Annotated in this window: 28 protein-coding genes; 26 read left to right on the forward strand and 2 right to left on the reverse strand. The window is 45.7% G+C overall.

The window, feature by feature from the left end; genetic code table 11:
- Window positions 1-107 precede the first annotated feature (107 nt).
- Window positions 108-1,295: a glycosyltransferase family 4 protein gene (locus tag MHI48_RS08460; RefSeq protein WP_405143688.1), complete on the reverse strand. Its 1,188-nt coding sequence runs from the start codon at window positions 1,293-1,295 to the stop codon at window positions 108-110.
- A gap of 182 nt (window positions 1,296-1,477) precedes the next feature.
- Here MHI48_RS08460 and MHI48_RS08465 point away from each other — a divergent pair, with 182 nt between their 5' ends.
- From MHI48_RS08465 to MHI48_RS08495, 7 genes are all read left to right on the forward strand, one after another.
- Complete coding sequence (locus MHI48_RS08465) at window positions 1,478-2,047, forward strand: DUF4375 domain-containing protein (protein ID WP_036669526.1); 570 nt, start codon at window positions 1,478-1,480, stop codon at window positions 2,045-2,047.
- 27 nt (window positions 2,048-2,074) lie between these two features.
- Window positions 2,075-2,359: a hypothetical protein gene (locus MHI48_RS08470; RefSeq protein WP_156946094.1), complete on the forward strand. Its 285-nt coding sequence runs from the start codon at window positions 2,075-2,077 to the stop codon at window positions 2,357-2,359.
- A gap of 234 nt (window positions 2,360-2,593) precedes the next feature.
- Window positions 2,594-3,049: a PTS sugar transporter subunit IIA gene (locus tag MHI48_RS08475; protein WP_036669587.1), complete on the forward strand. Its 456-nt coding sequence runs from the start codon at window positions 2,594-2,596 to the stop codon at window positions 3,047-3,049.
- On the forward strand, window positions 3,049-3,366 hold the full coding sequence (locus MHI48_RS08480) for a PTS fructose transporter subunit IIB (protein ID WP_017689749.1): 318 nt from the start codon (window positions 3,049-3,051) through the stop codon (window positions 3,364-3,366). The genes MHI48_RS08475 and MHI48_RS08480 overlap by 1 nt, the downstream gene beginning before the upstream one ends.
- A 29-nt stretch (window positions 3,367-3,395) precedes the next feature.
- Window positions 3,396-4,514, forward strand: a complete 1,119-nt coding sequence (locus MHI48_RS08485) for a PTS fructose transporter subunit IIC (protein WP_036669590.1) — start codon at window positions 3,396-3,398, stop codon at window positions 4,512-4,514.
- A 74-nt stretch (window positions 4,515-4,588) separates the two neighbouring features.
- Entirely contained in the window at window positions 4,589-7,267 is a 2,679-nt protein-coding gene (mngB, locus tag MHI48_RS08490; RefSeq protein ID WP_405143692.1) for a mannosylglycerate hydrolase, read from the forward strand.
- Window positions 7,268-7,319: 52 nt separating this feature from the next.
- Window positions 7,320-9,287, forward strand: coding sequence for a BglG family transcription antiterminator (locus MHI48_RS08495; RefSeq protein ID WP_036669597.1), 1,968 nt, complete (start codon window positions 7,320-7,322; stop codon window positions 9,285-9,287).
- Between the two features lie 167 nt (window positions 9,288-9,454).
- Here MHI48_RS08495 and MHI48_RS08500 read toward each other — a convergent pair whose 3' ends face one another.
- The gene (locus tag MHI48_RS08500) at window positions 9,455-10,228 is read right to left on the reverse strand and encodes a sporulation protein (protein ID WP_036669599.1); all 774 of its coding nucleotides are present in this window, start codon (window positions 10,226-10,228) and stop codon (window positions 9,455-9,457) included.
- Between the two features lie 181 nt (window positions 10,229-10,409).
- On the opposite strand from MHI48_RS08500, the gene MHI48_RS08505 reads away from it, so the two are divergent.
- The 19 genes from MHI48_RS08505 (at window position 10,410) to MHI48_RS08595 (ending at window position 24,821) form a co-directional block, all read left to right on the forward strand.
- Entirely contained in the window at window positions 10,410-11,087 is a 678-nt protein-coding gene (locus tag MHI48_RS08505; protein WP_036669601.1) for a class I SAM-dependent methyltransferase, read from the forward strand.
- A 6-nt stretch (window positions 11,088-11,093) separates the two neighbouring features.
- A complete protein-coding gene (locus MHI48_RS08510; protein ID WP_076327103.1) occupies window positions 11,094-11,534 on the forward strand; it encodes a hypothetical protein in 441 nt (146 codons plus the stop codon).
- 21 nt (window positions 11,535-11,555) lie between these two features.
- Window positions 11,556-12,095, forward strand: coding sequence for a hypothetical protein (locus MHI48_RS08515; RefSeq protein ID WP_076327102.1), 540 nt, complete (start codon window positions 11,556-11,558; stop codon window positions 12,093-12,095).
- A gap of 8 nt (window positions 12,096-12,103) precedes the next feature.
- Window positions 12,104-12,643 carry a GNAT family N-acetyltransferase gene (locus MHI48_RS08520; protein ID WP_076327398.1) on the forward strand — a complete coding sequence of 180 codons (540 nt, stop codon included), beginning with the start codon at window positions 12,104-12,106 and terminating at the stop codon, window positions 12,641-12,643.
- Between the two features lie 47 nt (window positions 12,644-12,690).
- Window positions 12,691-13,215, forward strand: coding sequence for a YfiT family bacillithiol transferase (locus MHI48_RS08525; RefSeq protein WP_036610311.1), 525 nt, complete (start codon window positions 12,691-12,693; stop codon window positions 13,213-13,215).
- 33 nt (window positions 13,216-13,248) lie between these two features.
- A complete protein-coding gene (locus tag MHI48_RS08530) occupies window positions 13,249-13,764 on the forward strand; it encodes a GNAT family N-acetyltransferase (protein ID WP_405143696.1) in 516 nt (171 codons plus the stop codon).
- Between the two features lie 130 nt (window positions 13,765-13,894).
- A complete protein-coding gene (locus tag MHI48_RS08535; RefSeq protein ID WP_076327101.1) occupies window positions 13,895-14,278 on the forward strand; it encodes a VOC family protein in 384 nt (127 codons plus the stop codon).
- A gap of 191 nt (window positions 14,279-14,469) precedes the next feature.
- Window positions 14,470-15,216, forward strand: a complete 747-nt coding sequence (locus MHI48_RS08540) for a class I SAM-dependent methyltransferase (RefSeq protein WP_076327100.1) — start codon at window positions 14,470-14,472, stop codon at window positions 15,214-15,216.
- 49 nt (window positions 15,217-15,265) lie between these two features.
- Window positions 15,266-16,030, forward strand: coding sequence for an SDR family NAD(P)-dependent oxidoreductase (locus tag MHI48_RS08545; protein WP_076327099.1), 765 nt, complete (start codon window positions 15,266-15,268; stop codon window positions 16,028-16,030).
- A 183-nt stretch (window positions 16,031-16,213) separates the two neighbouring features.
- Entirely contained in the window at window positions 16,214-16,903 is a 690-nt protein-coding gene (locus tag MHI48_RS08550; protein ID WP_017689733.1) for a response regulator transcription factor, read from the forward strand.
- Complete coding sequence (locus MHI48_RS08555; protein ID WP_076327098.1) at window positions 16,900-17,904, forward strand: HAMP domain-containing sensor histidine kinase; 1,005 nt, start codon at window positions 16,900-16,902, stop codon at window positions 17,902-17,904. Before MHI48_RS08550 ends, MHI48_RS08555 begins: the two co-directional genes overlap by 4 nt.
- 116 nt (window positions 17,905-18,020) lie before the next feature.
- Window positions 18,021-18,776, forward strand: coding sequence for an ABC transporter ATP-binding protein (locus MHI48_RS08560; RefSeq protein ID WP_076327097.1), 756 nt, complete (start codon window positions 18,021-18,023; stop codon window positions 18,774-18,776).
- On the forward strand, window positions 18,773-20,698 hold the full coding sequence (locus tag MHI48_RS08565; RefSeq protein WP_076327096.1) for an ABC transporter permease: 1,926 nt from the start codon (window positions 18,773-18,775) through the stop codon (window positions 20,696-20,698). The genes MHI48_RS08560 and MHI48_RS08565 overlap by 4 nt, the downstream gene beginning before the upstream one ends.
- Before the next feature lie 199 nt (window positions 20,699-20,897).
- Window positions 20,898-21,443, forward strand: coding sequence for a ClbS/DfsB family four-helix bundle protein (locus tag MHI48_RS08570; RefSeq protein WP_076327095.1), 546 nt, complete (start codon window positions 20,898-20,900; stop codon window positions 21,441-21,443).
- The gene (gene pgsA / locus MHI48_RS08575) at window positions 21,443-21,973 is read left to right on the forward strand and encodes a CDP-diacylglycerol--glycerol-3-phosphate 3-phosphatidyltransferase (RefSeq protein WP_076327094.1); all 531 of its coding nucleotides are present in this window, start codon (window positions 21,443-21,445) and stop codon (window positions 21,971-21,973) included. Before MHI48_RS08570 ends, pgsA begins: the two co-directional genes overlap by 1 nt.
- 16 nt (window positions 21,974-21,989) lie before the next feature.
- Window positions 21,990-22,415, forward strand: a complete 426-nt coding sequence (locus tag MHI48_RS08580) for a GNAT family N-acetyltransferase (RefSeq protein ID WP_076327093.1) — start codon at window positions 21,990-21,992, stop codon at window positions 22,413-22,415.
- 40 nt (window positions 22,416-22,455) lie between these two features.
- Window positions 22,456-22,890 carry a GNAT family N-acetyltransferase gene (locus MHI48_RS08585; protein WP_076327092.1) on the forward strand — a complete coding sequence of 145 codons (435 nt, stop codon included), beginning with the start codon at window positions 22,456-22,458 and terminating at the stop codon, window positions 22,888-22,890.
- A 109-nt stretch (window positions 22,891-22,999) separates the two neighbouring features.
- Window positions 23,000-23,422: a hypothetical protein gene (locus MHI48_RS08590; protein WP_076318269.1), complete on the forward strand. Its 423-nt coding sequence runs from the start codon at window positions 23,000-23,002 to the stop codon at window positions 23,420-23,422.
- Between the two features lie 178 nt (window positions 23,423-23,600).
- A complete protein-coding gene (locus MHI48_RS08595) occupies window positions 23,601-24,821 on the forward strand; it encodes an RtcB family protein (protein ID WP_076327091.1) in 1,221 nt (406 codons plus the stop codon).
- Window positions 24,822-24,832 lie beyond the last annotated feature (11 nt).

Raw genomic sequence — 24,832 nt, forward strand, 5'->3', positions numbered from 1 at the left:
GTAGCAGAGTGTAAATACTATGGCAGCCTGAACGAGCGAACCGGTTTAATTTTGCATAGGGCAGAGGTGGTAGTTATGGGTTTTTGGAAGAAGATGATTTCATAAAACTACGCTGTAATAATTCGATCTTTCGTTTGTCTGTTCCGATGTTCTATCGCTTCCTCATAATCCCCGATCAGTGTATCAAAAATATGCTCCCACGACCGCTGCTCAGCCAGCTTTCTGCCTTCCAGTCCCATCATCCTCAATTGGTTCACGTGATTTCCCCAGAGACATATCTCCCGAATCAGTGCATCAGCCTGACCTGGCTCGAATAACACACCATTGCGATGGTGGGATACCAGATCCTTTACACCTCCAGCATTGGCCGCCACCACAGGGAGTCCTGAAGCCATCGCTTCCAGTACCACATTGCCAAATGTCTCCGTAGAGGAAGGAAACACAAACAGATCTGCCGAAGCATACATAACAGCAAGTTCTTCGCCATGCATATAACCTGTAAAGGTGACATTGGGTGGGGATTGCAGACGCATTTTCGGGAGAGATGGGCCGTCGCCAACGATGATCCAGTGTACACGGGACTGCATTTCCTGGGGCAACTGCTGCATGGTAGTCGTGAGAGTAGCGATATCTTTTTCCGGGGCAATGCGTCCAACGTAGAGTAGAATAAGGGGAGCGGTGATGTGGTATCGTTCACGGATATCCGAGCTGCGTTTATCAGGGGAGTACAGGTTGCAATCAATCCCGCGAGACCAAAGTTTCAGACGCTGAATGCCTTGGGTTTGCAGGGTGTTTAACGTTTCCTGCGATGGAGTTAGGGTTGCATCACAGGCACGGTGGAACCACTGGATATACTTCCAGTAGAGAGGAATCATACTTTTCAACCGGTAGTATTCGAGATAACGATCGAAGTGGGTATGGTAGGAGACAACATGGGGAAGATGGTGTTTGAGGGCATACCTCAGACCAAGCAACCCCATATTAAAAGGTGTGGCGATATGCAGCAGATCGGGTTGAAAGGTTTGTAGCTGCTTGTGCGTGTCTGCTCTGTTGGGTAGAGCAATGCGGCATTCGGGATACAGAAAAAAAGGGATGTTGGCAACCGATCGGACTTGAGTCTCATGGCTTCCTTCAATGACGGAGTTCGGAGTAAACAGCAGATGTTCAATTCTTCTGCGGTTCAGATGGTTACTCAAGCGGTGGAGCGTGCCAGCAACACCATTGGTTTCCGGAAGATAGGTGTCTGTGAACAAGGCCAGGCGCATCATTACCCCTCCCAAGACTTGTGATGCCAAGATCATAACAGCGGAACATTTTCCAGAGGTCAAGTGCATGTTAACTTGACGATATTCCCTGTAAAATGACTTCGGCACGAACATGTAAACTTCCATAAGTTCAACTTATATAGCGTATTCTGATATGATGTAATAACGTGTCGGCGTATATATAGAAAGAGAGATACAGGAGGCAGAGAAAGATGAACAAGTTACAAGAAGAATTGCAGGAGTTGTTACCACTTGATCAGCTTGAAGAGATGTCAGGTGAAGAAGTGGTGGGGAGTGTTGCCATGGACCTTTATCGGGCTGAATTTTCGACGATTCGAGAGAGTGGGTCGGAACTTCCGCAAGTATTGCGAGATATCATTCTAATCATTGATCTGGATACCGAGCTGTCCATGAACGGGATGACCGGTTTCCTTGAGAATTCCAGCGGACAGTATCTCGGTGAGACGATAACAGCTATGGAGCGGATCGGCAATGATGCAGATGCCGTGATCCTGAAGAAGATAGAGCAGATGTTGTCCGAAAGCGGTGTAACGCACGGGCAATTACGAGATAATGTGAATGGCCTGTCCGAAGATGACATCACGACAAGCCTGCAAACACACGGGGAACAGATTCATGAGGTATTACAGCAGATTGAACTGGAAGCCGCGAATTTGAGCATGCAATCGGATAACGAAGAAAGCTTTGACCTGCTGTATCAATATGTGGACGAAAATAAAGAACGTTTGAAACAGGAGATGCAACACGTTTTGTCTAATTGAGTGGGAAGAGGAGGCAAAATGACAATCATGAACAAACGATTAGCGCTGGAATCCTTTTTGGTTACCTTGTTATTCATCATCGGTTTTGTAGCTTGGAATGTCGTTCAAGGCATGATCATGACCATGAATTATGTACCTGATCTCATGAACACCGCTTCTTCGGGTACTCTATTGCAATCCAAGGTTGCTTTTGGAACTATGGTTCAGTGGGATACAACATCCATGATCATGGCTGTTGCCGGATTCGTTTTGCTCGCTGCAGCATATTACGGTCTTCGATCAGGAATGCAGCGTTGGACACAGCGTTCCTGATGTTTTATCCGCTTAGAGTCCAGGTTCTGTACTTACTTAAGCTGCCTTTGCAGCGCACCATTGAAATTCATTTGCAATTGCCCTGAGTCCATTAGACTCAGGGTTTTTGCTATGGCTAATGTTTTTCCGCTTCGAAGGGGAAATTTTCTAGATCCAAGGTCAAGGAAGAATCCGTTACAATGATCTTGTAAGCGCTTATCGTTTTGGATAGAGAGAGGAGGAGAGACAGAGATCATGATTACAACCAATCAGATTTATCTCGATCAGACATTGCATAGCAAAGAGGATGTATTTGATTTTATATCTGCGGAGGCAGAGCGTTACAGCATCACTACAAACCGTGTACAACTTGCGGCTGATCTGTGGGAACGCGAACGTGTCTACTCCACCGGACTTCAGGATCACTTTGCAATTCCCCATACCCAGAGTGAAGTTGTAACACGTCCGGCAGTGATGGTCATTCGATTGCGTGAGCCCATTGATTGGGAATCTCATGACGGCAAGCCGGTAAAATATATTTTTGCCATCCTTGTGCCTAAAGGTCATGTAGACGTATCCCATCTACAAATTATCTCTTCACTTGCCACCTTATTGCTGGAAGATTCATTCAAAGAGGCCATCGCGGAAGCGGTGCAGCCGGAAGATGTATATGCGTTGCTTCATCAATATACGGAAGGACTGGTGTCATAATGAAAATCGTAGGTGTAACGTCATGTATCGCAGGTCTCGCCCATACCCCGATGGCGGCCAAAGCATTGGAGAAAGCAGCTCAGCAACTGGGTTATGAGATCAAAGTGGAACAGCAGGGAGCCATGGGACAAGTCAATAAGCTGACGGAAGAAGATATTGCTGCAGCGAATTTTGTACTGATTGCAGCGGATCAAACGGTGAAGGACATGGATCGGTTTGGTGACAAAAAAGTCGTACGTGTCAAAATTGGTCATGCCGTAAGTCAGGCAGAAGCGGTATTAACCAAAGCCGTCGAGGCTGTGAACGCACAAGCTTAACCCCACCTTCCACATGAGGAGAGAGTACGATGAGAAAATGGTTTGGTGAAGCAAAAACACATCTAATGACAGGTATCTCCTATCTGCTGCCGGTCATTATCGCGGGTTCCCTGGTCGTTGCCATCTGTAAAATTATCGCACTATCGATGGGCATTACCGATCTTGATCCGTACAAGGATGGAAGCGGATTCTTGCATATTTTATATCTCGTGCAAAATGTAGGATGGAGCGGCATCGGACTATTGACGATTGTCCTGTCCGGTTACATTGCCTACTCGATTGCCGACAAACCTGCCCTGGCCGCAGGTCTGATCGGCGGGGTGCTGGCACAGCAGACCAACGCCGGTTTCTTGGGCGCATTAATCTCAGGCTTCTTTGCCGGATACATCACCTTGTGGGTCAAAAACAAAGTCAAGATTACAGGTCCAGCCGCTGGCTCGGTACCGTTAATCATTTTACCGCTGATTACCGTCGGTTTAACCGGATTTCTGATGGCAGTCATTCTGGGTGGCCCGCTGGGCGCGCTGAATGAGTATCTCATTGCTTGGGTTCAAAACATGAGCCAGAGCGGAACGAATACCGTTCTACTTGCGATTATTCTGGGAGCGATGATCGGGTTCGATCTCGGTGGACCTGTAAACAAAGCGGCATGGATGGCAGGCAATGCCCTGTTCCTGTCCGGTGTGTATCTGCCGAATGTATTTATCAACATTGCGATCTGCATCCCACCGCTCGGTTATGGTTTGGCGACATTACTGATGAAGAAACGTTTTTCCAAAACCTATCAGGAAGCGGGAAAAGGTGCAGTGATTATGGGTGTGATCGGCATCACGGAGGGTGCAATTCCGTTCACACTGCGTAACCCTGCCAAAATGATTCTGGTCAACATGTTTGCCTGTGCAACGGGCGCTGCCTTGACTGCACTGCTGGGAGCACATATCATCATGCCACCAATTGGCGGCTTATATGGAGCTGTGTCAGTAGGTACCCCAATCGCGTACCTTGCCGGAGGCATTGTCGGCGCACTGATCGTGGCGGGTGGCACCATGTTGGTGAACTTCCGCGATGAAGAAGAGAAACAGCCTGCCAAGACTCAGGAAGCTTCAGTGAAGAAAAACGGGGAAGAAATCGAACTCGTTTTTGACTAAAAGTACATGTTCAAAAAGATCGGTTTTCAGTATCTTGAACAACCTTTAAAAAGCACCTGGAGGGATATAGAGATATGAGTGAGAGCAAGCGTACCAAAGTACATGTGATTCCACATACACACTGGGATCGGGAATGGTATTTTACGACCTCCCGTTCCAAAGTGTATCTCGTCAAACACGTCAAGGAAGTATTGGATGCACTGGAGAATATCGATGGATTCCATTATTACCTGCTGGATGCACAAGGCTCTCTGCTGGATGATTACATCCGCTGGTGTCCCGAAGATGAGGAACGGATCCGCCAACTGGTTTCAGCCAAACGACTGATGACTGGACCTTGGTATACACAGACGGATCAATTGGTTATTTCCAGTGAATCCATGGTCCGAAACCTGTATTATGGTATGAAAACAGCACAAAAGTACGGACATGCGATGAAGGTTGGTTATGTCCCGGATGCGTTTGGACAATCAGCACAGATGCCGCAGATCTATCGCGAGTTTGGCATTGAACGTTTCCTGTTCTGGAGAGGCGTATCAGATAATACGAATCCACATACCGAGTTTACGTGGGAAGGATCGGACGGCAGCCGTGTATTTGCTGTACAGATGCCATTCGGGTATTACTACGGTGGTAACATTCCGGAAAATGAAGAAGATCTGATCCCTTATTTGGAGAAACAGATTGGTGCGCTGGAACGCAAAGCCTCCACCAAACATATCTATTTCCCCAATGGGTTTGATCAGGCGCCTGTGCGATTGAATCTGCCGGAGTTGATTAAACGGTTCAATGCACTGGATACAGAACGCGAATATGTGATGAATGAACCGGAACGTTTTCTGGCGGAGATCGAAGCTGATAGTCAGGATCTGCCTGTACTTCGGGGTGAATTAATGGAAGCCAAGCACATGCGGATTCACAAGTCCATTTTTTCCACCCGTGCGGATCTCAAGCAACAGAATAACCGAATTGAGAATCTGATTGCTAACACGCTAGAACCTGTACTTGCGATTAGCCATTCTCTCGGACATGACTACCCGCACCGTATTGTGGAGGATATCTGGAAGCTGTTGTTTGAGAATGCGGCACATGACAGCATCGGTGGTTGTAACAGTGATACAACCAATCAGGACGTTGCGTTCCGTTACAAACAGGCCTATGATATCGCACTCAATCTGCTCGACCTGCATATGCGGATGATTGCTTCAACGATACAGCAGAAGGAGACATGTGCGTTCACCCTGTTCAACACGCTACCGTATGTGCGAGGTGGGGTTACCGAGATCGAAGCTTATATTCCGGAAGAATCCTTTGTGATTCGGGATACGAAGGGACGCGAGCTGGCCTACACCATTGTAGAAAAAGCAGATCAGACCGATTATGTGCTTGGACAACACATTGACCTGAATCCAAGTCGCAAAGTGCATCTGCCAGAACGCGTATATCGCGCCAAATTGCTGGTGGAACTGCAAGAGGTCCCGGCGATGGGTTACACCCAGATTGTTTTTGATTTCAGTCAGGGCGCTGCACCTGTTATTGAGCGGCGTAACGGAGACACGATTGAAAATGAACATTTCAGCATTGCGCTACAAGCAAACGGCACCTTGCAAATTACAGATAAGCGATCTGGCCAAGTGTATGCGGATCAAATGGTCTTCGAAGATAACGGGGATGACGGAGATTCCTACAATTATTCTCCTCCCGAGCGGGATCTGATTGTTTCTTCGGCAGGTAGCCAGATGAGTGCAACGACCACCCAAACGTCTGTATCTCAGACACTATCCCTGCGTTTCACGCTGGATGTCCCCTACGATTTGGAAGAGCGCGCCGCAGGCATCACGTCGGGAGCATTGCCAATGCAAGTGGAGATATCTCTTCGCAAAGGAGAGAATCTGATCCGTTTCCAGGTTCAGGTGCAGAATGAGGTGTTTAGCCACCGTCTGCGTGTCCTTTTTGATACAGGAATTGCTTCATCCCTATCCATTGCAGATCAACCGTTTGGAGTCATTGCTCGTCCAACCTCATTGCCAGAAGTGGACGTATGGGAGCGCGAACAATGGCAGGAGAAACCGATCACTATTGAAGCGATGCAGAGTTATGCCGGATTGAACAATGGTTCGCATGGTATGGCTGTGATGACGGAAGGTGTACGTGAGTACGAGATTGTTGGCGAGCAAATGGATACCATTGCCCTGACCTTGTTCCGCACATTCGGTTTCATGGGTAAGGAAAATCTCTTGTATCGTCCCGGACGGGCCTCCGGTGAGAAAATTGTGACAACACCTGACGCGCAATTGCTCGGCGAGCTCTCCTTTACCTTTGGCCTGCATATCCAGACTTCTGGATTCGACGAAGCGAATGTGGCCCGTGCTGCGCGTGAATATTTGACACCCATCAGCAGTTATCAGCTATGCGACTTTTTGAATGGACGTCTGATCTTTGCTTTCCGCGATGAGGAACGTGTTCTTGATACAGACTACAGCCTGATGTCGTTCAGCGACGATTCCAACGTGGTGTTAAGCAGTTTTAAGAAAGCAGAGCAGAGTGAGGGTTACATTGTACGTGTCTTCAATCCATATTTGGCGCAGTCTGCAAACGTGAACATACACTTTAATCAACCTGTACATGCAGAGCGTGTATCTCTTGGTGAACAACCCCTGGAGCCTCAGCAGAGGTTAACCGATGGAGAAAAGGTCGTTCGTTTGCCGGAACTCGAACATTGCAAATTAATGACGGTACTTGTATCCATATAAGCTGAACTTTAGTTTGACACAATCCTGATCAGAAGGGAGGTCGGATATCGGTATGATTTTTCCAACTAAACGGTTGAAAAAGCTGTTCCACCTCATTCATGGTGAAGGGCAGGAACAGGCTTGGACGAGCCAAGCACTTGCAGACAGACTAGAGGTTACGGTGCGTACCATTAGGGATGATCTGAAAAAGTTGGATCATATCCTTGCTGGGCATGGTGGGAGCCTGGAATCCAAGCGTGGGCGGGGTTATTCCATTCGTGTGCGTGATGCGAAGCGGTATACTGAGCTGTTGGAGGAACGGAAGGATGATCGGCAAAAAGGTGCGCCAGTACCTGGATCGCCTGATGAGCGTATCCGGTATGAATTGTTCAAGCTGCTTGGTGAACCGGGTCATATCAAGATGGAAGACCTCGCTGATCAGCTGTATATAAGCCGTGCAACGATGAACAATGATCTGAAAATCATTCGTCAGATTTTGGAGAACTACCAGCTTCAGCTTCAGATCAAGCCAGGACATGGGGTAAAGGTTGTCGGAGACGAGCAAAGGTTCCGTTATTGCCTTGCCGAATACGCTGATGCGCGAGATGAAGAACTGGGGCCGGAAGGCGTGACTGCTGCACAGGAACGTTTGTTGTACCCAATCGAACCCGCACACATCCGCGAAATCGTCATTCGCCATGTAGGCCAACAGGATGTTCGTATTGCAGATGTGGCACTGAAAGATCTGATTACGCATCTGGCTGTTATGGTATTACGTATTAAGCAGGGACATGAACTAGAGCAATTCGAGAAAGTGGAGGCGAATGTTCAGGATCAGCAACTTGCGCAGCAGATTATTCAGGATCTGGAGTTGTTATATTCCATTCATTGTCCAGTTGGAGAGCGAGATTATCTGCTGCTGCACATTGTTAGCAAAAAAATGACCGCTACCGATTGGAATGGACTTCGAAGTGACCCGTTATATGTTGCTGTACAGCAGATGCTGGATCATATCTATGATCGGTACACCTATGATCTGCGTGATGATGAACGCTTGCCGAATGATCTCTATGCCCATCTGAAGCCCATGATTACTAGATTGGAACATGGCATGAATATGCGGAATCCACTGCTGGGACATATACGTAAATATTATCCACTCGCCTATGAGATTACGATAAGTGCAGTGAAACAGCTACAGACATATGTACCTCATGAAATCAATGACAGCGAGATCGGTTACTTGGCTCTTCACATTGGTGCAGCTTTGGAACGTAAATACCAGATTCCTCATCGCAAACGGAAATCCGTATTGCTGGTTTGTGGGTCAGGATACGGCACAGCTCGTATTCTTGAATCCAGATTGCGCTCTTTATTTGCCGAGCTGGAGGTCTCTCGTGTAGTTTCGCTAAGAGAGTACGAGGAGATGAGGAGTGTGCCTGAAGATTTGGTCATTTCCACGATCCGGTTACGCGAGTCCAAAGGCAAACCGTCGGCTGTCATTGCTGCGATTCCATCGGAACGCGACATGGCAACGATCACTCATCTGGTGCGAACCAGTGATGAGCAGGAGGAAATGACGCTGCTACGTTACTTTGATCCAGCGTTGTTCATGTTTCGGTCCGATCAGCCTGACAAAATGACACTTATGGCTGAGATGAGCGGAGCACTGTTGGAAAAGGGAGTTGTGACGGAGCAGTTCTGGCCCGCTGTGCAGGAACGGGAAAAGATGGCTTCAACGGCGCTTGGAAGAGGTATGGCGATTCCGCACCCCATGGAGCTGAGTTCAACTCGTACAACCGTATCGGTATGTCTGCTCGAGAAGCCGATTCCGTGGGATGAGGAGAATGAAGTACATGCTGTATTTATGTTATCCATCTGCAAAGAGGATTACGAACAGGCGATGGGGATCTATGATCTGTTTGTAGAGTTGATCCGACAGGAGGAGCAGCTGGAAAGCCTGCGATCCTGCGGCAGCTTCGATGCCTTTGCCCAACTTGTATGCGAAACGTTGAGTCTAAAAAGTACCGAAGCGTATTAATATATAAGTTCACTAAGGATAATTCGACTGACACTCCGATGACAGAATAACCTTCCGATCGCTGTTAACCCCAGATTTTTCTGATCCCCTTTTCGAAAGGGAAAAACCGTCCTTCATCAGATTTGTCTGATAAAGGACGGTTTTTATTCGTTTACACAAACTATTGATTAAATATGTTTGGATATGACTTCTTCCAGTCCTTGAGCGACAGAATGCGCACCCCGCTCCAGATGTCTTTCATACAGATGCAGGCGGACGAAGCTCTCATCCGTTCCCATCGCTTCGGAGAATATTCCACTGAGTCCACGAGCGCGGCGGTCGATCTGTAATAGCAGCTCCAGCGAATCGCCCATCGGATAGAACAGCACTTCCAACTCATCCAGATGCCCACGGAATTTGTTTGTTGGTACAAATTCAAATTCCTGCACAAATGGCAGATTGCCACCCAGCTTTGGTGCATAGTCATTGGTCACTTCACGCAGTTTGAAACCAAGGATATCAATTGCATCGAGCACGGTGTTCATGTCTTTGCTAGGAACAACATGCAGTCTGTCCCGGTCTGAGGGGTCTACAGCACTTGAAATATCGAGGCCCGTCTCCACCCATACCTCTGCACGATGCAGTGTAATTGGCAGATTTTCTGGGAGGTCAAATGAAAAGTCTTTCTCCAATTTGGCTCCAGGCTGTAAGGTGAAACCTTCGGTGAGCAGATATTTGGCTATAACGGCTGTTTCTTTTACTTTACGATCATCGTGCTCCCGTATGTAATGGGTTTTGATTGAAAGATAGATTCGATCTACGTTCTGTTCCACATCTCCACCTTCAATGTACACAACCCCCGAGATGATTCCTCCAGGCGTGACCTCTGGTGTATGCAATTCCGTATTTACTTTGGCTGCTCCAACACCTACACTGGCTAACATTTTCTTGAAAAATGACATGCGCTCTACCTCCAGATCAGATGGTTTATTATATGGGATACATACGGCTTCGACCTTAATACGGAAGCTGGAAGAGAAGCGTTTCATATTTTAGCAAAGATATATCGTATATCCAAACAGGAGAATCGACTTACCTATGTCGAATGTTTAAATAAAGGGATTTTTTGTCAGGAGGAACTCTATGAGCATGGAATGGTACGATATGATTGCACAACGTAATGGGGGATACAAGGGTAGAGCTTTGTATACGTTGGAAGGTAACTCTGCTGAAGATATTTTTGAAGAGCGGTTGATTAAGCTTCTGCCTCAGTATACATCCGTGCTCGATGCAGGCTGTGGACATGGGGAGTTTACGTTGAAAATGTCGGAATATACCGATCACATTATAGGGTTTGATAATTCGGAAGAGATGATAAAGATAGCCCAAAACAGTCTTCATTCAAGCACGAAAACAAATGTGAAATTTGTCTGTGTAAGCACAAAAGAAAAGATGCCATTTGAAGATAAGCAATTTGGTCTGATCTATGATCGCAGAGGTCCAACTTCCATTATTGAGCATGGGAGATTGCTACAAAAGGGTGGAGTTATGATTGGTATTCATACGGATATAACAAAGGTACGTGAGCGTTTGGAAAGAAATGCTTTTAAGGAGATCAAGATTGAGGAATATAACGAGGCACTTATGATTTTCTCAGATGAAAAAGAGTTTGCCATCTTTCTCTCCGATATCCCCGGAAACCCGGATTATACACAGCCTGAGTACCGGGAACAGCTGGAAGTTAAGCTGAAGGAGAACCAGGTTGATGGTAGAATTGCTGTAAGAGAATGCAAGTATATTTGGCAGGCCATAAGGAGGTGAAGCCGATTGAACACAGAATTTTCAGAACAGAAATATGGTGAATCGGGTGTCAAAACCAGCTTCGAGCAGATGGCGAACGGGGAACAAAAATATAAAATGATAGCAGAAGATGGCAGTTATTATTGTAGAACCGTTGCTTCTTCCCACGGAGCATGGCAAAACAGTCATGTACATATCAATCTAACGGAGTTTTATGTGGTGCAAACCGGATGGATTGCGTATGCCAGTTATGGAGACGGTCAGATGTTTTCGATTCGAGTGATGCGTGCAGGAGAGCACATCATTGTCCAACCTGGAATCCACCATAATATATACATGTCTGCACATAGCGCGATACATACCATCAAGCATGGATTGAATACATCCAGTGATTGGACGGCATCCCCTGAGTTGGATAGGTTAACTCAATCTTTAACTGAGAAGAAGCTACTCCAGAAGTATGATTAACCAGAGGGGAGGATCAGACAGATGCGTAAAAGTACAATATTTTGGATTACGGGAATAGCGATAATTCTCTTGGTGACTCTGCTCATATACAGCTATGTTATTCCAAGTGTGAGTGCCCAGGATGTTGTGATGGCAGGCACAATCAGGCAGATTGATACGGATGTAGTTGAGGTAGAGTTAGAGATAACGCGAAAAAGAGAAGACAAGGATCAACATATGGTGTATCCCGTTGTCCCTGGATGGGAAGGGGTCACATTCACTGAAGAACAAGATGAAGCGTGGTACATGCCTTCGTCTGTTGGCAGCTCCTATCTTGATCAAGTCATTTTGGAAAAGTATCTAAAGGCGCAGGGGAAGACCATGAAATCAGCTGATAATCTGATAGGATTTGCGATACCTGATGAGATAGGGAGCTACAAGTTGCGGTTAACGCTCAGATCTTTGGATGGAACGACTCAGCCGCTTGAGAATCCCGTGGTGTATTATGTTCACAACGAGCATTTGTTAGGGAAGGATCTGAGTTGGGTTACGAGTGAGAATCTGGAGATCAATAAGGAGTAATCAGAATGATGAATGTATATGAATCGAATGAAATCACTGTACGTTTCTTGGACACAGAAGATGAACAACATCTGGTGAAGTGGCTGTCAGACCCGGAAGTTCTTCAATACTATGAAGGGCGTGATCGGCCGCATGACCTGGAACAGGTGAGAGAGCATTTTTACAATCAAAAAGATGATGCTACTCGTTGTATCGTTGAGTATGGAGGACATCCGATTGGATACATTCAGTTCTATGAGCTTGAGGAAGAAGAACGAACGGAGTATGGTTATGGAGACACGGATGAGATCATCTATGGAACGGATCAGTTTATTGGTGAGGTAGAATACTGGAATAAAGGCATTGGTACACAGTTGATGCAGTCCATGCTGGCTTATCTGATTAATGAAAAACAAGCCCGTAAAGTGGTTATGGACCCTCAATCCTGGAACTTAAGAGCGATATCCTGTTACGAGAAATGTGGTTTCCAAAAGATTAAGCTGTTGGAGAAACATGAGCAGCATGAAGGACAGATGCGAGACTGTTGGCTTATGGAATATGCCCTGTAGATCCTGTTTAAAGTTATTTGAATCATATAAACAAGGAGGAATAATGGATGGATGAAAGATTTCCGATAGGACCATTTGTACACACGGGTGAAGTTACTTTGGCACAACGGGAGAAGTGGATTCAGGACATTGCTGAGTTGCCTGAACGCGCACGAGAAGCGGTAAAGGGATTGAGTGAAGAGCAATTAAGTCTACCGTATCGAGAAGGTGGATGGATGCTCAAACAGGTTATTCACCACATGGCAGATAGCCATATGAACAGTATGATTCGTTTCAAGTTGGCGCTGACAGAGGATACACCAACGATTCGGCCTTATTATGAAGAGCGCTGGGCTGAACTGAGTGATTCAAGAGACCTGGATGTCGAATTCTCGCTTCAGATTCTGGATGCCCTCCATCGTCGTTGGGTGTTTCTGTTAAACGCGCTGACAGATGCAGATTATGCCAAACAATTTTATCATCCCTCATCGGAAGAAACGACAAGACTGGATTACAATCTGGGCATGTATGCTTGGCATGGCAAACACCATGTTGCTCACATCACATCGCTTCGGGATAGATTGGGAATATAGCTATTAGAAATATCTTTTAAGGAGGATTCATCAATGAGTGTACATATCAGACTATTAAATGAGAACGATCCTGTAATCATATCAAAGGCGTTTCAGGAGCAGGGTTGGGGGAGATCCCCTGAGCAGTATCTTCATTACTTGGCTGAACAACAGAATGGGGAACGCGTAACCTTGGTAGCCGAGTTGAATGGAGAATTTGCCGGATACGTGAATGTATTGTGGAATTCCAGCTACCCGTCTTTCAGGGAACAAGGCATTCCCGAAATTAACGATTTTAATGTACTAATGAAGTTCCAGCGCCAAGGTATTGGTTCACGGTTGATGGACCGAGCAGAGGAAGTTATTCTGGAACGAACGGATTTAGCAGGCATTGGTGTAGGTGTGTTTTCCGATTATGGCAAAGCGCAAGTTCTATATGCCCATCGCGGTTACATACCAGACGGTCACGGTGTACACAAACATGATCATTACATTCAGCCGGGTGAAGAAACGATTATGGACGACGATGTTGTACTTTATCTTACGAAGAAGTTAAAAGCCACGCAATAAGTCTAATGTGTAGTTAGTACTTGCAAAGAAAGATGATCAAAAAGCTGTCCTGCATGTTATACTCTATTGGAATTTGAGGAATGATAAGCAGGATGTTGAGAGATTAGATGATCAGAGGAGTGAATGATGCATGTTTAGCAAAGTCGGCCAGATTATGTTGTATGTCAACAATCAAGATGAATCACTGGCATTTTGGACGGAAGTTGCGGGGTTCCACATTGTGGATGAAGTAAACCTTGACGAGGGTATGAGATGGATTGAGATTGCGCCTACCGCAGACTCGCAGACGAGCATTATTCTTCATGACAAGGAGTTTGTGGAGCGGATGTCGGCGGGTGTAAATCTGGGCACACCTTCGTTAATGTTCTTCACCGAAAATCTGGATCAGTTATATGCCGACTTGGCTGGTAAACATGTAACGGTTGGAGAGATTGTCGAGATGCCAACGGGGCGTGTCTTCAACTTTGCTGATAACGAAGGAAATTACTTTGCAGTTTTGGAACGGGCGAAGTAAGTTACAACACAAAACCCCAACGATTGTAAGCGATCGACATTCATGTCGGTCGTTTTTTTGTTGGGAAAAAGCTTCTGTTTTGGAGTAGAAAAACACAAGAAAAATAGAGAACTACTGGGTAAAAATGTTATAATAGAGTGTGGCTGATTTATTGAAAATGATGAGGAATGAAGTCGGAAATGAAGGTTTGAATGGAGCAGTTAAGGAGGAATGTGGTTGTGGAAAAGACGATTAAAAGTGTACAGGATCTATATGATATGCTCGATGCGGATTTCAGATCTGCCAAGCAGTTTTGGGAACCTTTCTATGAGGATCGGAACAGACCAATCCCCTTTTTCCCAAACAAACCGGATGAGAATCTGGTAGCGCATGTGAGCGAAGGTGTACTGAGCGGCGGCAAGGCACTGGAACTGGGGTGTGGCCCGGGCAGAAATGCGTTGTATTTAACCCGCCAAGGATATCAGGTAGATGCTTATGATCTTTCGGAGACAGCTATTGCTTGGGCTAAAGAGAGGGCGGCAGAGGAGCAACTGGACGTGCATTTTGAATGCCGATCTGTGTTCGAATTGTCCCCAGAGCAAGAATATGATCTTGTCTACGACTCGGGTTGTCTGCACCATCTGTTGCCACATCAGCGCATTCCCTACATAGAGATGATCCACAATGCACTCCGGCCTGAAGGATACTTTGGAATGACTTGTTTTGCTCCTGGTTTTGGCGATATTGGTGGGCCTGAGATCGTTATGAATGATTGGCAGGTGTATCAAGAGAAGTCGATGCGCGGTGGTCTTGCGTTCACGGAGGAGAAGCTTCGCTACATGCTGGAAGATGGCTTTGAATGTGTGGAGTTCCGTGCAATGAAGTCGCTGGAGCAACATGAACCGTATTTTGGTGTACCTTTTCTCTGGGCCACGTTGTGGAGAAAGAAAAACTCGTAAGAATAGTGAAATAAACATGCATTGAAAATAGAGGAGGAGTGGTATCGGAATGGGAACAGAAACAGGAAAAAGACACTTTATCATTACAGGCACATCCAAAGGGATCGGTTTACAACTTGCAGAGTTATTATTGGCTAAGGGGGATTACGTTTACGGTATTTCACGCGGGGGTTCGGATCTGTCAGAATCAAGCGAGGAATGGAGCGGGCGTTACCGCCATGTTCAGTATGATCTTGCCGACCTGAATGGGATCGATGATTTGATTACACGCATATTGGACCAAATACCTTCTCAAGAAGCTGAATTCATTGGACTCATTAATAATGCAGCGATGCTGGAGCCTCTAAAACCTATCAATCAATGCAGTGCGGCAGAGATAAGTCAGAGTCTTAACATCAGCCTCGCAGCACCAATGATATTAAGTTCCTCTTTTATTCAACAAACAAATCATCTGTCCGCCAGACGTAAAATTGTCAATCTCTCATCGGGTTCGGGAAGTTATCCCGCGCCTTCAATGGCAGTGTACTGTACATCGAAGGCAGGGATGAACATGTTCACCCAATGCGTATCTTTGGAACAAACGGGCCAACAGAACCCTGTTGAGATTATTGCTTTTGATCCGGGGATGGTCGATACGGAATTGCAGGCTGTTGCACGAGGCAAAAGTGCAGAGGAGTTCGCCCTTGCGGGTATGTTCAATCAAGTATATGAAGCAGGACAATTAAGATCGCCACGAGACGTAGCGATGCAGTTGATCGAGCGGTTGGACGAAAACAGTGATGCAAGCCATGTTATACACACTATTGAGAGCTAATAGGATATACGTATTTCAGCTCGTTTTCTTACGAAGTATGGATACCTTTTGATATAAGCCCAACTTCCCTGTACACTGGAATCAGCGATCGGAAGAACGATTCGTAACGGTAAAGGTGATCCTGCAACAACGGAGTCTATTTACCTTATTCAACCTTAGAAGATCAGAAATGTGGTGAATCTCTTGTTTAAAATTATGCTCATTGAAGACGACGAATCGTTATTCAGTGAAATCAAGGAACGTTTGTCCCAATGGTCGTATGATGTGTATGGTGTGCAGGATTTTGGAAAGGTATTGCAGGAGTACAGCGTAATTCAGCCGCAACTGGTCATTATTGATATTCAATTACCCCAATATGACGGGTTCCATTGGTGCCGGATCATTCGTTCGCACTCCAATGTGCCGATTATCTTTTTGTCCTCACGGGATCATCCTGCGGATATGGTCATGTCCATGCATTTGGGTGCAGACGATTTTATCCAGAAGCCTTTTCACTTCGATGTATTGATTGCCAAGATCCAAGCGACTTTGCGGAGGGTGTATAACTATAATACAGAGCATATTGAACTCCGAACTTGGCGCGGTGCGGCTATTGAATATGTGAAAAATACACTGACCTGCGGGGATGAATCTGTCCTGTTGACCAAAAACGAAATGTTCATCCTTAAAGTGCTGGTCGAGCACAAAAATCAGATTGTTACCCGTGAGGATCTCATCCGGAGCTTGTGGGATCATGAGCATTTCGTGAGTGACAATACGCTAACAGTTAACGTTAATCGGTTACGGAAGAAGCTTGAACCCATCGGCTTGGAGCGGTACATTGAAACCAAAGTAGGTCAGGGGTACATGGCAACGGAAGAGGCAGAAGCATGATCGGAAAGTACATACGAGAAAGGGCTAGTTGGTTATGGCTACTGGTAAGCATGCAACTTATTATTTTATTGGTGGCCTACCTGGACTCGTCCATTCCATTCCAATCTGTGGTGTATATCGTAGGACTGAATGTAGTGGTATGCCTTGTTTTTATCTGGGCGAGATACCTGAAAGAGACCCGTTTCTATAAAAAGTTGAGCATCTGGGAACATACCTATGATCTGGGAGAACTTGATATCGCCGAAAGTCCATATGAGCGGATTGTACATGAGGCCGTCAGTTCCCAGACACAGCGGTATCGTAAGGAGTCGTCACATCATTTTATCGCTCTGGAACAGGAGAAGGACGAGATGTTGTCCTGGATTCATGAGGTGAAGACCCCACTGACAGCGTTGCAACTGATGATCGAGCGCTTACCAGATGACAAGTTACAGAGCCAAATGACATATGAATGGTTACGAATTCATCAGTTGCTGGATCAGCAGCTTCACCAGAAGCGTATTCCGTTTATGCATAATGATCTGTTCATCGAAGAGACGGAACTTGAACCGGTATTGAATAGCGAGATACGAGCACTGAAATCGTGGTGCATTTCCAAAGGCATTGGCTTTGATGTGTCTTTAATGGTATCGCGCGTGCTCACAGACAGCAAATGGTTAGGCTTCATCCTCCGGCAGTTGTTGAGCAATGCGGTGAAATATAGCGATTCATCGGACATCCTCATTGAAAGTTGGGAACAGGATGGACACATCATACTCATGATTCAGGATCACGGGCGAGGGATTGAGACTCAAGATCTGCCGCGTATATTTGATAAAGGATTCACGTCCACCCGAGGCAGAATGGATGGGGCGGCTACCGGGATGGGGCTGTACCTGGTTCGTCAGGTGGTCCAGACGCTTCATGTGAACATTCATGTAGAATCTTCTCTTGGCGAGGGCACAACCGTCACACTTACTTTTCCGCGAAAAAACGACATGGTGCATCTTGCAGGCGTGTGACAACAATGTCACATGCTTTTTGGTTTTGTTTGGTGAATCACACGATAACACTGCACATTCCGCCTATGATATAGACATGAGCATTTTGCAGAAGATCTAAGAGGAGTGAGTGGGATATGTGGATACTGGAAGCCAAAAAAATTCATAAAGTCTATGGTAATAAATTAAATAAACAGGAAGTGCTGAAGGGGATTGATCTTGGGGTAAGCAAGGGAGAGTTTGTTGGTATTATGGGGCCTTCGGGTTCGGGTAAAACAACGCTGCTTAATGTACTTTCCTCCATTGATCGGGTGAGCCAGGGCACGATTGATATTGAGGGCAAGGAATTCACCGGAATGAAGGAGAAACAGCTGGCTGAGTTCCGCAAACATCATCTGGGCTTTATTTTTCAGGAATACAATCTTCTGGATACCCTTACGGTGAAGGAAAATGTATTATTACCGCTCTCGATTACGAGCATTCCAAAACAGGAGGCACACCACAAGTTTGAACAGATCGCACGTGAACTGGGAATCTACGAGTTGAAAGACAAGTATCCATCTGAGATTTCAGGGGGTCAGAAGCAGCGGACTTCGGCAGCACGAGCATTTGTCCACGAGCCGAGTATCATTTTTGCGGATGAGCCGACAGGAGCGCTGGATTCCAAGTCCGCTTCGGATCTGCTCGGCAAGTTAAGTGATATGAACAGCGCACGAAAAGCGACTATTATTATGGTTACCCATGATCCGGTTGCCGCAAGTTATTGCAGCAGAGTGATCTTTATTCGAGATGGTCAGATCTACACCCAGTTGAATAAAGGAGACGAGTCACGGCAATCGTTCTTCAACGATATTATCAAAACCCAGGGCGTATTGGGTGGTGTGCAGCAATGAGCTTGAATTATATTATCTTCCGCAATCTCAGAAAAAATCTGAAGAATTATTATCTCTATGTATTTGCGCTTGTGTTCAGTGTGGCATTGTATTTTTCCTTTGTGACGTTACAGTATGATCCTTCCATGGATGAGGTAGCTGCTTCAACAAAAGGTGCGGCGGCTATAGGCGCATCTTCGGTACTGTTGATCGTCATTGTTGGTATCTTTTTGCTCTATGCCAATACGATCTTTATCAAGCAGCGTAGCAAAGAGATTGGATTATTTCAATTGATCGGACTGACAAAAGGCAGAATTTTTGGTATTTTGAGTGCGGAGAATAGTATTCTTTATTTTGGCTCCATGGCTATCGGTGTGTTAATTGGGTTTCTTGCGTCCAAGCTGGTATTGATGATATTGTTCAAAATTCTCGGTGTGGATGCGATTACGAAACTGTACTTCTCTCCGATGGCACTGATGCAAACGGTGATTGTCTTTACGATCATGTATCTGCTCATCATGCTGATGAACTACACTTTTATCAAGAGACAGAGTATTCTCTCACTCTTTCGGGTGTCTGCCACTTCGGAGCAGCAGGTGCAGAAGATGTCGTTTGGACAGATGATTGTTGGCGTCTTGGGCATTGCTCTGATTGTGTATGGATACTTCATGTCTGCACGGCTGTTCAGCGGTGAAGCAATGGATATGCAACAGTTGATGTATACGATGATCCTGATTCTCTTCTCGGTCATACTGGGGACATACCTGTTCTATAAGGGTTCGGTAAGTTTCATCTTTAATCTGATTCGCAAAAGTAAAAACGGATACCTATCCATTCATGAGGTGTTATCGTTATCTTCAATCATGTTCCGCATGAAATCCAATGCATTGCTGCTCACGATTATTACAACCGTATCGGCACTTGCTATTGGCATGCTGTCACTCAGTTACATTTCGTATTATTCGGCAGAGGCTCAGGCGAAGGAAAGCTTGCCAGAGGATTTCTCTTTTGCTCAGGTAAATGTGAAAGATCGCTTTGTAGCCGAGTTGAAACACAAACAGATACCATATGAAGAGAAGCATAGACAGCCCATTTATATTGAAATTGATGCTCATAAAGTGATGGATGAGTCCATGACGGAAAAGTACCTATTCAGTAGTGTGTTGAGTGACAAGATGGTAGATAACATTGATCTGCAACCAGGCGAAGCGGTCTTCATGGGATACGGAAATGCCGTTCAGCAGTTGATTTCCATTCAGGAGACAGGTCCAATTGTCTTGCAAGGATTGAAGCGAACGCTAGACCAACAACTGATCGGAACCACCCAAAAGGGTGTTCTTCCTGGATACTATTCTGGGGGCACGCCTGTAGCGGTAGTAGATGAAATGGTATACCAGCAGTTGCGGCAGGATCTCGATCCCGAGCTGCAAAAATCCGAGTGGGCGGATTACTATGGTGTACGTATTCTGAATGAGGGGCAGGCTGAAGAGGCATATGCCGTATATAAGGAGCTACAGTTGGAAGCACCGAGCTTCTCCCAGATTGAGTTCAGAAATAACCAACGTAATAATATGGGCTTAATTATGTTCATTGTTGGTTTCCTTGGTTTGACGTTCTTGATTACATCGGGATGTATCCTGTACTTTAAACAAATGAACGAGAGTGAAGAGGAGAAGGACAATTATACCATTCTGCGAAAACTCGGATTTACGCAAGGCAATCTGTTGCGTGGAATTCAGATCAAGCAGTTGTTTAACTTTGGTATTCCGCTTATGGTGGGGTTGAGTCATAGTTACTTTGCCGTGAAATCAGGTTGGTTTTTCTTTGGTACGGAGCTGGCGACACCTACGGTCATTGTCATGATAGTCTATACATTGTTATATTCGATCTTTGGTCTGTTGTCTGTGTGGTACTATAAACGGGTGATTAAGGAAGCTTTGTAGAATTGGGATCACGAGTATGCTGAAATAGCAAAATAGGTTGAGTAAAGGGCAGCTGTATTGTTTACAGACTGCCCTTTTTTCTTGCAGAAATAAATATAGCTTTATGAAAAAAAGGATGATTATGGAATTGAGTCGAAATGATGATAGAGTCCATGCTTCTGATTCATGTATAACGGTGAAACGAGAGGAGTGGAGTAGCGTGCCTGGAGTTCTATATGCCTCGAAGAAAGAGTTAAGTGAGACGATTCGACGCACCTATGAATTGTTTGAGGGTGAATTCAATGACATCCATAACAGCGACAAAGATAAGTGGGTTGAAGGTGTGGACAAGACGCCTGCCCAGATGATCGCCTACCAGTTAGGATGGATGAACCTGGTGATGGAGTGGGAGAGAAATGAACAGTTGGGACATGAATGTCATATGCCTGCACCAGGGTATAAATGGAACCAACTAGGGTCATTAAATGAATCATTTTACGAAAAGTATTCAGGTTGTACGCTGGAGGAGTTACGCTCATTGTTTCGGGAGACAGAACAACAATGGCAGAACTGGATTGACTCCCTTAGTGAAGAGGACTTATTTGTACAAGGGATGAGACAGTGGACGGGAACAAAGCCCAGGTGGGCTATGGTGAAATGGATCCAGATTAATTCGGTAGCTCCTTTTAAATCCTTTCGGACCCGATTACGTAAATGGAAAAAAGGTCACTTAGCCAACATGGATGAGGGGAGAATGGGTGTCTAATGAATCTGGCAAATAAAATCACGTTGGCTAGAATCGCGTTGATTCCATTGTTTATGATCTGTTTTCTCAATCAGCAAAGCGTGATGATTGCACTAATTATTTTTGCAGTAGCAGCTGGTACGGATAAATTGGATGGATATGTGGCGAGAAAATATAATCAGATCACGAATCTGGGAAAGTTGCTTGATCCACTGGCGGATAAACTGTTGATTGCGGTTGCGCTGATCATGATGGTGCAGGAGAATATGATCAGTTCATGGATTGCTGTAATCATTATAGGACGTGAAATTGTCATTACTGCATTACGAATGGTAGCCACAGAACAGGGCATTGCTCTTGCAGCCGACCAGTATGGAAAAATCAAAATGGTGCTTCAGGTGGCAGCGATCATTGCCATTTTGTTGAATAATGTTCCGTTTAGTTTGTTGACTGATATCAGAGTGGATGTGGCATTACTATGGGTTGCAACAGGCGTTACTCTCTTATCCGGAATGAATTACATTATCGTAAATTATAAACTGTTGAGATAAAAGGAGTAATTAGGAGATGTCCGAAATAAATATCAATCCAAGTACTTCAGAGGATTCAGAGTATGTTCGCCAGCAACTTATCGAATATAATGCGACCCATGTGAGCGAGGAATTAAGGCATCGTTACGAAGAATTGAATTTCAATATTAAAAATGAGACTGGTGAGATTGTTGCAGGTGTGCTTAGTACACTTTGCTGGAACTGGCTGGAGGTTGATATTCTTTGGGTGGATTCTGAACAACGGGATCGGGGATATGGTTCCCAGTTGTTGCTTGAAGTTGAGCGAATTGCGCGAGAGAAATCTTGTGATTTTGTCATGTTGAACACCTTCTCCTATCAAGCACCTGAATTTCACAAGAAACATGGCTACCAATTGATCACAACGATCGAGAATGCACCGACTGGACACAGTCATTATTATTTTAAAAAGGACCTCATGTAAGACAAAGCGTGCGAAATAGGACAAAATCAGGAGGGTTATCATGGTTACCATTAAAGGAATCGAACTTGAAGATTTACCGGCACTAAGCCAGCTATACAATGAGTTGATGGGAATGCCTACCAATGAACAGCAGATGAAAAAGATGTTTCATTACATACAGCAGAATGGCCATTATCATGTGCTTGGGGCATTTTACAATGGCAGGCTGGTCGGGTCCGTTATGGGGATTGAGTGTATGGATCTGGTAGGGGCATGCAAACCGTTCATGGTTGTGGAGAATGTGATTGTATCGGATCAGGTACGCAGGCAGGGCATTGGGCAGAGGTTAATGCTCCAGATTGAACGGATTGCAAAAGATATGGGTTGTGGTTACATGATTCTGGTGTCTGGCGATCAGCGTAAGGAAGCACATATATTTTATGAGAAGTTAGGTTTCAAGGATGAGAAGGTTCAGGGTTACCGGAAGCACCTTTAACAGGTACTTTAAGAGAAAATTTTCTTGCACAAGTTGAAGGATTACTTAAGGAACACGGCGAATAAGGCATAGTCTTAACAAAAGAAACAAATAAGAGGGAGGCACTCTCGTGTTCAAAAAATGGGCTAATGTTTTCATGGTTCTGAGCCTGGTATTCGCCGTATGTTCCCCAACCTCCTATGCTGCCGCCAAAACGGTTAAGGTAACCGTTACGCTGGTGAGCGCAGAGCTTGTCGAGAATAACTCTGTCGGTAATGAGTGGGCCATCGGAGCAAGTGTGAACGGCAAAGATCTGGAGGAGGGTTCGTCAGTCACTTTAAACCTGAAATCCACGGGTACATTGAAACTGGAGGCCATCGCCGAAGAACAGGACAAAATTCCCGATTACGGGGATAAAAGCACCAACGTCAAACTATCTTCGTTCTCCAAATCAACCAACAAGACACTTTCCGTGGTGGTGACCGAGAACAGAGGCCGATATTCTGGTAACACAGCGACTTGGGCGTTCAAGTTTAAGATTAGCAAGAAGTGAATAGGAACCAACCGTGAGAAAAGGGAGCCTAGCTCTCTTTTTTTAATGCGTAGATAATTGGTGATCTAAAGAAAGAGAGCATTTCGAGCCACGCTGATCTTTGTTAAACTAATAAGAACAACAGTATTGAAATAAAAGATGTATTTTCAAAAAAAGTACATAGGAGGTTAACACAATTATGCGTATCGTAGATAACATTAAAGTCTGGGGGGAGCCGCTGGAGAACGCCGTAAGTCAGGCGGTGACTTGCTCGCAATATGGAGATGTATTGGGTGTGGCTCTGATGGCCGACCATCACAAAGGTTACTCGCAACCCATCGGTGGTGTTGTCGCTTATCGGAATATGATCAGCCCGTCAGGTGTCGGATATGATATTGCCTGTGGCAATAAGGCTGTGCGTACAAATCTGATGTGGGAAGATATTCGGGATCGGATTGTAACGATTATGGATGACATCAATTCGACCATATCTTTCGGCGTGGGTCGTAACAATCCAACACCCGTGGATCATGAGCTGTTCGACGACGCGAGCTGGAAGCTGTTTGATACCATTGAACCGGGATTACAACATAAGCTGATAACACTTGCACGCAACCAACTTGGAACCGTAGGCAGTGGCAATCATTTCGTGGATATTTTTGTAGAAGAAGCAACGGGGAAGGTGTGGATCGCCAATCATTTTGGCAGCCGCGGGTTCGGTCATAAAGTGGCGAGTGGATTCCTTAACCTTGCTGCAGGACGTCAGTTCAGTGGCAAAGCTCCTGGCGAATCGATGGATCAACCGCCTACGTTGTTTGACCTGAACAGCGAAATGGGTGATATGTATTGGGATGGAATGACTTTGGCGGGCCGATACGCCTATGCAGGACGCGACTATGTTATTGAACAGGTACTCGGTATTCTGGGGGCAAGTGCTGAATACGCCGTACATAACCATCACAACTTTGCCTGGAAGGAACAACACATGGGTGAAGAGGTAGTTGTGGTCCGCAAAGGTGCAACGCCACTTGCACCCGGGCAACTCGGTTTTGTCGGAGGCAGTATGGGTGATATCTCGGTAATTGTGGAGGGGATCCACAGCGGGGAGAATACCGAGTCATTCCGCAGCACCGTACATGGGGCAGGGCGAACGATGAGCCGAACCCAGGCGGCTGGCAAAATGAATTACAAGCTGCGCACACGTATGGGTGGCGAGATTAGCGAAGCACAGATGCATGAGGCGATTCGTGCCTATGGTGTTGAGCTGCGGGGAGCGGGCACAGACGAAAGTCCGTTTGTGTACAAGAAACTGCAAGACGTACTGAACGCACATGCGAATACGTTGAAGATCAACCATGTGCTGCGTCCCGTTGGTGTCGCCATGGCCGGAGGTAATGAATTCGATCCATACAAGGATTAGTTAGAAAAGAG

This window comes from Paenibacillus sp. FSL H7-0942 (assembly GCF_045040715.1).
GTDB lineage: Bacteria > Bacillota > Bacilli > Paenibacillales > Paenibacillaceae > Paenibacillus > Paenibacillus amylolyticus.

Excerpts from the sequence above, each read along its gene's own strand:
- MHI48_RS08465 (WP_036669526.1), top strand. The coding sequence starts at position 1,478 with ATGAACAAGTTACAAGAAGAATTGCAGGAGTTGTTACCACTTGATCAG.
- MHI48_RS08470 (WP_156946094.1), top strand. The coding sequence starts at position 2,075 with ATGAACAAACGATTAGCGCTGGAATCCTTTTTGGTTACCTTGTTATTC.
- MHI48_RS08475 (WP_036669587.1), top strand. The coding sequence starts at position 2,594 with ATGATTACAACCAATCAGATTTATCTCGATCAGACATTGCATAGCAAA.
- MHI48_RS08480 (WP_017689749.1), top strand. The coding sequence starts at position 3,049 with ATGAAAATCGTAGGTGTAACGTCATGTATCGCAGGTCTCGCCCATACC.
- MHI48_RS08485 (WP_036669590.1), top strand. The coding sequence starts at position 3,396 with ATGAGAAAATGGTTTGGTGAAGCAAAAACACATCTAATGACAGGTATC.
- mngB (WP_405143692.1), top strand. The coding sequence starts at position 4,589 with ATGAGTGAGAGCAAGCGTACCAAAGTACATGTGATTCCACATACACAC.
- MHI48_RS08495 (WP_036669597.1), top strand. The coding sequence starts at position 7,320 with ATGATTTTTCCAACTAAACGGTTGAAAAAGCTGTTCCACCTCATTCAT.
- MHI48_RS08500 (WP_036669599.1), bottom strand. The coding sequence starts at position 10,228 with ATGTCATTTTTCAAGAAAATGTTAGCCAGTGTAGGTGTTGGAGCAGCC.
- MHI48_RS08505 (WP_036669601.1), top strand. The coding sequence starts at position 10,410 with ATGAGCATGGAATGGTACGATATGATTGCACAACGTAATGGGGGATAC.
- MHI48_RS08515 (WP_076327102.1), top strand. The coding sequence starts at position 11,556 with ATGCGTAAAAGTACAATATTTTGGATTACGGGAATAGCGATAATTCTC.
- MHI48_RS08520 (WP_076327398.1), top strand. The coding sequence starts at position 12,104 with ATGAATGTATATGAATCGAATGAAATCACTGTACGTTTCTTGGACACA.
- MHI48_RS08525 (WP_036610311.1), top strand. The coding sequence starts at position 12,691 with ATGGATGAAAGATTTCCGATAGGACCATTTGTACACACGGGTGAAGTT.
- MHI48_RS08530 (WP_405143696.1), top strand. The coding sequence starts at position 13,249 with ATGAGTGTACATATCAGACTATTAAATGAGAACGATCCTGTAATCATA.
- MHI48_RS08535 (WP_076327101.1), top strand. The coding sequence starts at position 13,895 with ATGTTTAGCAAAGTCGGCCAGATTATGTTGTATGTCAACAATCAAGAT.
- MHI48_RS08540 (WP_076327100.1), top strand. The coding sequence starts at position 14,470 with ATGGAGCAGTTAAGGAGGAATGTGGTTGTGGAAAAGACGATTAAAAGT.
- MHI48_RS08545 (WP_076327099.1), top strand. The coding sequence starts at position 15,266 with ATGGGAACAGAAACAGGAAAAAGACACTTTATCATTACAGGCACATCC.
- MHI48_RS08555 (WP_076327098.1), top strand. The coding sequence starts at position 16,900 with ATGATCGGAAAGTACATACGAGAAAGGGCTAGTTGGTTATGGCTACTG.
- MHI48_RS08560 (WP_076327097.1), top strand. The coding sequence starts at position 18,021 with ATGTGGATACTGGAAGCCAAAAAAATTCATAAAGTCTATGGTAATAAA.
- MHI48_RS08565 (WP_076327096.1), top strand. The coding sequence starts at position 18,773 with ATGAGCTTGAATTATATTATCTTCCGCAATCTCAGAAAAAATCTGAAG.
- pgsA (WP_076327094.1), top strand. The coding sequence starts at position 21,443 with ATGAATCTGGCAAATAAAATCACGTTGGCTAGAATCGCGTTGATTCCA.
- MHI48_RS08580 (WP_076327093.1), top strand. The coding sequence starts at position 21,990 with ATGTCCGAAATAAATATCAATCCAAGTACTTCAGAGGATTCAGAGTAT.
- MHI48_RS08585 (WP_076327092.1), top strand. The coding sequence starts at position 22,456 with ATGGTTACCATTAAAGGAATCGAACTTGAAGATTTACCGGCACTAAGC.
- MHI48_RS08595 (WP_076327091.1), top strand. The coding sequence starts at position 23,601 with ATGCGTATCGTAGATAACATTAAAGTCTGGGGGGAGCCGCTGGAGAAC.